Source organism: Streptomyces sp. rh34 (genome assembly GCF_002551245.1).
In the GTDB taxonomy this organism is placed as follows: Bacteria; Actinomycetota; Actinomycetes; order Streptomycetales; family Streptomycetaceae; genus Streptomyces.
Genome location: NZ_NTGZ01000363.1, coordinates 1 through 5,705 on the forward strand (window position 1 = coordinate 1; position 5,705 = coordinate 5,705).

The 5,705-nt window shown below is 73.7% G+C and carries 4 protein-coding genes; all 4 read right to left on the minus strand.

The features are described from left to right. Positions 1-559, minus strand: a 559-nt coding sequence (locus CR470_RS35185) for a S8 family serine peptidase (protein ID WP_179892481.1), incomplete at its 3' end; no start/stop codon positions are given. After that, positions 556-3,867, minus strand: coding sequence for a right-handed parallel beta-helix repeat-containing protein (locus tag CR470_RS35190; RefSeq protein WP_097871565.1), 3,312 nt, complete (start codon positions 3,865-3,867; stop codon positions 556-558). The genes CR470_RS35190 and CR470_RS35185, both read right to left, overlap by 4 nt. A 144-nt stretch (positions 3,868-4,011) precedes the next feature. Further along, entirely contained in the window at positions 4,012-5,238 is a 1,227-nt protein-coding gene (locus tag CR470_RS35195; RefSeq protein ID WP_097871567.1) for an RICIN domain-containing protein, read from the minus strand. After that, positions 5,235-5,705, minus strand: a 471-nt coding sequence (locus CR470_RS35200; RefSeq protein WP_097871569.1) for a type VII secretion system-associated protein, incomplete at its 5' end; no start/stop codon positions are given. The genes CR470_RS35200 and CR470_RS35195, both read right to left, overlap by 4 nt.

The window sequence follows — 5,705 nt, forward strand, 5'->3', positions numbered from 1 at the left end:
CGATCACTCCGGCCCGGGCTCCGGTCGCCTCACGCACCGCCGCCGCGACGAGGCCGGGGCTCGGCCGGCCCCGCCGGTCGGTGCCGCGCAGGGCCAGGATCTTCGCGCCGGGGGCGACTCCGGCCAGCCTCGGGGTGCTCCCCCCGGTCCCGGCGATCAGCCCGGCCAGGAACGTACCGTGTCCGACGCAGTCGTCGGCGGCGGTCCCCTCGGCGGCGACCCGGCCGTCGAGCCCTGCTGCGTCGGGGTCGACCCCGGTGCCGATCAGGGCGACGGTGACGCCTGCCCCGGTGGAGTGCTGGTGCAGCCGGTCCAGGTCGAGGCGCTGACGCGACCAGTCCTGCTTCTTCGCCTGCTCCTCGGAGGCGGGGGTGCAGACCGCCTCCTCGGCCCGCGGGTCGAGCGCGGAGGGCATGCCGGGCAGCTCCTGGCCCTTCTTCCCGTCGGCCGAGGGAAGGGCCATCGGTATACGGGCGAGGGGCATGGCCTGGGCGGGAACGGCCGCGGGCAGCATCAGGGCGGCCGCGAGCCCGGCGCCGTACAGCAGGGCGGGCCTCATCGGGGGGCCACCTTGGGTGCCGCGGCCGTGACGTCCGCCGGGAGGAGGACGCGCAGGTCGTCCAGGGTGGGTGTGGCCAGCGAACTGAGCCTGCCCGCCTGGCGGGTGACCATCGACTCGACGACCTGGCGGGCCAGTCGGGCGTTGCCGAAGGAGCGGTCGCGGGGCACCGCGTCGAAGTACTCCTTGAGCAGAGGGCCGGTGCCGGGCCCGCACTCGTACCCCATGTTCGCGGCCTGGGCGCGCACGATGGTGACCAGTTCCTCGGAGGAGTAGTCGGCGAAGGAGATCCGACGCGGGAAGCGGGAGGAGAGGCCCGGGTTGGAGGCGAGGAAGCGTTCCATCTCGTCGGTGTAGCCGGCGACGATGACGACGACCTCGTCGCGGTGGTCCTCCATCAGTTTCAGCAGGGTGTCCACCGCCTCCTGACCGAAGTCGGCGCCTCCCCCGCGCGGGGTGAGGGTGTACGCCTCGTCGATGAACAGCACGCCGCCGCGGGCACGTTCGAAGACCTCTCGGGTCAACTGGGCGGTGTGGCCGATGTAGCGGCCGACGAGGTCGGCGCGGGCCGCCTCGATCAACTGGCCGCGTTCCAGGACGCCGAGCTGGGTCAGCACCTCCCCGTAGAGTCGGGCGACGGTGGTCTTGCCGGTGCCGGGCGGGCCGGTGAAGACCAGGTGGTTGCTGAGTGAGGGGACGGGCAGCCCGGCGGCGGCACGGTGCCGGGCGGTGGTGATGAGGTTGACCAGGTCCGCGACCTCGCGCTTCACCTCGGCGAGGCCGATCATGTCACCGAGGCGGGTGAGCGGGTCGTCGACCGGTGCGGTGGTCTCCGCGGCCGACGCGGCGGCGGTGGCGGAGACGTCGTCGGGCAGCAGCAGCCGCAGATCACGCTCGCCGACCTGTGGCTGCGCGGAGAGCCGGACCGCCTGCCGGTCCACCATCTCCTCGAACACCCCGCGTGCGGCACGGCCGTTGCCGAACCCGGCGTCCCGGGGCATCGCGCCGAAGTGCGCGGCCAGCGCCTCGGCGGTGCCCTCGCCCAGCTCGTACTGGTGCTGGGCGCACATGCTCTCCATGATCGCGACCAGGTCGGGCACCGAGTAGTTCTCGAACTCGACGGTCCGTGAGAAGCGGGACGCCAGGCCCGGGTTGGAGCCGAGGAAGGAGTCCATCTCCCGTGAGTAGCCGGCCGCGACCACCACCACGTCGTCGCGGTGGTCCTCCATGAGCTTCAGCAGGGTGTCCACGGCCTCGCGGCCGAAGTCGGCGCCGCCGTTGCCGCTGTCCGAGGTGAGGGTGTACGCCTCGTCGATGAAGAGCACGCCTCCCAGCGCCCGTTGGAAGGTCTCGGAAGTCTTGATGGCGGTGCCGCCGACGACCTGGGCGACCAGGTCGGCGCGTGAGACCTCCACCAGGTGCCCGCTGCGCAGCGAACCCAGCTCGGCCAGGATCGCCCCGTAGAGGCGGGCGACCGTGGTCTTGCCGGTGCCGGGCGGGCCGGCGAAGACCAGGTGTCTGCTCATCGGCGGGGCGGGCATGCCGAGTTGTTCGCGGCGCTGGGCCAGCTGGGTGAGGTTGACCAGGGTGCCCACCTGCTGCTTGACGTTCTCCAGGCCGATCAGCGCGTTGAGGGCGCCGAGCGGGCCGTCCGGGCGGTCCGGCGGGGGCGCGTCGGCCGCGCCGGAACCCGCCGGGTCGGTGTTCTCGGCGCTGCCGCTGCCCCAGGCGTCCCGCTTGCGGTTGCCGACGCTGTTCAGGCCCTCCACGGCGAGCCGTTCGCCGGGTGCGGTCTGCACCAGGCCGCCGCCCTCGTTCTCCCGGGCGGCGCAGTTGACGAGCGACACGGGGGAAGTGGACTCCACCCGGAAGCCGTCCTGGGCACCGCCGTTCGCCTCGCAGCCGCTGAGCGAGGCGAGCGCGCCCTCACGGAGCAGGAAGCCGTGGCCCTTGGGTGCGTGGACCGAGGTACGGTTGGCGGTCAGCTCGCCGCCGGCGGCGACGACCACACCCTCCTCACCGGATATCTCGACGCGGAAGTCGCGGACGGTGACGTTGCCGCCGTCCTCCACGACCAGGCCGCTGGTGGCCGTGTCGGAGACCCCGCCGCCGGCCAGGTAGAGCGTGGAGCCGGAGGCCACCCGTACACCGGCGCCCTTCGGCCGGACGATCTCACAGTCCTCGACGCGGCCCCGGGCGTCCCGGGTGGCCACGATGCCGTCGCCGGCGGGCTCCACCAGCCGGGCCCGGCGCAACAGCGGGTTGGCGCCGCCGAGCAGGGCGACGGCGGGCGAGGAGCCGATCACCTCCAGACGGTCCAGCTCGGGTGCCGAGTCCTCCTCCAGGAGCAGCCCGGCCCCCTCGCAGTCGCGGACGGTCAGGCCGGTCAGCGCCGGGGAGGAGGCCCCGGCGACGCGCAGCGCCGCCCCCTGCGCGCCGTCCACCCAGCAGTCCTCGAAGGTGCCGCGCGCCCGGTCGGTGACGACCACGCCGTGGCCGCGCACGCGCGAGACGCGGCAGCGGCGCAGTACGGGGTCGGTGCCCTGGGCCAGGGCGATCCCGTGGCCGGAGGCGCCGGTCACGCGGACGTCCTCCAGGGTGGTGCGGCCCGCGCTGCTCAGGTGCACGCCGGTGCTGGTGTCGTGCACCACGGTCCGGACGACCGAGACGGCGGAGTTTCCCTCCAGGGCGATGGAGGGCTTGTCGGTGGAGGAGATGTCGCAGTCCTCGACGGTGCCACGGGTCTCGCCATTGGCGAGCAGGCCGTTGCCGCGGGCGCCCCGCACCGTGCAGTCGCGGACGCGCGCCTCGCCCTGTTCGGCGAGGACGATGCCGCTGGTTCCGAGGTGTTCGAGCGTGCAGGACTCGACGGTGGTGGGTGTGGTGGAGGTGACCACGATGCCCGCGCCCTGCGGGTTGCTCACCCGGCAGTCGCGCAGCGCGAGGGAGCCGGTCCCGCCGGCCAGCATCGCGGTCCATGCGGCGCCGACGATCTCGCATCCGTCGAACGCGGCCTGACCGCGCCGCACGTCCACGGCGGGCAGCTCGGCGTCGCCGCCGCGCAGGGTGAGTTCGGAGAACATGACGGCGTCGGCGCGCAGGGCGATGACGCTGCCCGAACGCGGCCGGATCTCCACCGTGCCCCGTCCCTCGGCCGCGGTGAGGGTGACCCGGGTGTGGATCACCAGGTTCTCCGCGTACGTTCCGGGCCGGACGCTGATGAGCGCACCGGTACGGGCGGCGGTGAGCGCCTCACCGATCGTGGAAAAGCGGTCCTCGGGGCCGACCGACAGTACCTGGCGCGACACGCACCAACCTCCTTGCTACGGCGGCGTCCTCGACGGACGCCCCTCTTCGCCGGGGACGCGGGTCGGCGTTCCGGCGGTGCCATCATGCCTGCCCCGGCGCACGAGGCGCGCGGGAGCGGGGCTCCCGGCCCCCGTGCGGTCAGGTCAGACGCTCCACTTCTGGTTGTCGAGGCCCGTGCAGGTCCACAGGATCAGATAGGTCTCCGCGCCCCTGCCCCGGCTGTGGTTCGGGATGTCGACGCACTTGCCGACGGCGGTGTTGACCAGATCGTGAGCACCGTTCAGGGCGAACTTCTGGGCGTCGGCCCCGTTGCACCAGGCGATCTGGATAGGCGTGCCGTCGTTGAAGTTCGCGTTGGCGACGTCCAGGCACTTGTCCTTGATCCGGATCGTGCCGTCGGAGGCGAACCGCCACTTCTGGGCGTCGGCGCCGTTGCAATCCCACATGAACAAGGGCCGGCCGTCGTTGAAGTTGTGGCCGGGGACATCGATGCAGCGGCCGGAGAGGTGGCTGCGGAAGGAGACGGGCCCGCTGAGGGTCACCGCGGGGGCGGCCTTGGCGGGCTGGTTCTTCGCGCCGTCAGCCTTCTCCGGCTGCGTCTGTGGGCTGTCGGCCTTCTCCGGCGGGTTCTTGGGGGCGTCGTCCGCCTTCGCCTTCGCCCCGTCCTCGTCCCCGCCCGATGCGGGGGCGGGCGGGGAAGACTGCCGCACGGGCCCGGCGGGCTTCTCCGGCTTTCCCTGCTTCCCCTCGTCGCCCTTGCCGTCGGCCGGGGGGCTGGTCTCGGGCGCGGTGACGGCGAACTCTCCCGGCGCCTCCTGGCCGCTGCCGTCCAGCACGGTCCCGGCCGCCGCCGTCGACGGCTGCTCGGGCCCCTCGTCGTCATTCCCGGCCAGCACGAGGAAGGGCACGGACACGAGCAGCGCGCCCGCGACCGCGGCCCCGGCCAGCACGGCCCTGCCGGGCCGCCCGACGGGCCCGGCCTGCGGCTGCGGCCGGTCGATGGCGGTGGCGGTCATGGTCCGTACGAGGGCGGGCAGCCGGCTCTGCGCGGCGGCGGAGGCACTGAGGCCGGGTGCGGGGTCGGCATCGGGGGCTCCGGACCCGGCCTCCGTGGTTCCGGCCCTGGTTTCGGGGGCCGCGGCCCCCGGCTGGGCGGCGGTGGTGTCCGCGGCCTCGGGGTTCTTCCGCTCTCCGGACGTCTCGCTCTCCGGAGCCTCCGGGCCGGGCGCGACGGGCTCATCGGGCACAGTGGGAGCTGCAGGCCCCACGGGTCCGACGGAAGCGGCGCTCGCGACCGTCCCCTCGCTCTCGGCGCCGGGCTCCACCCGAGCCTCCTGGGAGGCGGGGGTCTGCTGGGACGAACGCGTCACGGGGTCCTCCCTGTGGTTTGGGGCCGGGGGTCGGCCGAGCTGTGGTCGCCCGGCCCGTTCACGGGTCCGAGAAGGCTGTCGGCCGGGACGAGCAGCGGAGCCGCGGCCCCGGCGTTGACCATCAACAGGACGTCGGTATCCCTCAACGACCTGGCCAACTCCCTGGCGGGAAGGCTGTCATGGTGAAGTGCCGGGGACATGAATTCATGGGTGGGCGAGGTGAACAACAACATCACCGGCGACCCGTCCCGCCCGGCCGCCTTGAGCGGACCGCCGTCCGGCCCGCGCACGACGGTGATCTCCGCCTCCGCGAGAGCCTCCAGCGCCGCGTCCACCGAGCCGTACCCGGTGGCGGCACGCTGGGCCGCCGCGTCCACCGGATCAGTGGGCTCCGGCCACCCGAGAACCCGAGCCGAGGGCCGGTACGCCGGGTTGGCGCGGTACTCCCCGACGCCCCCGTCCTCGTC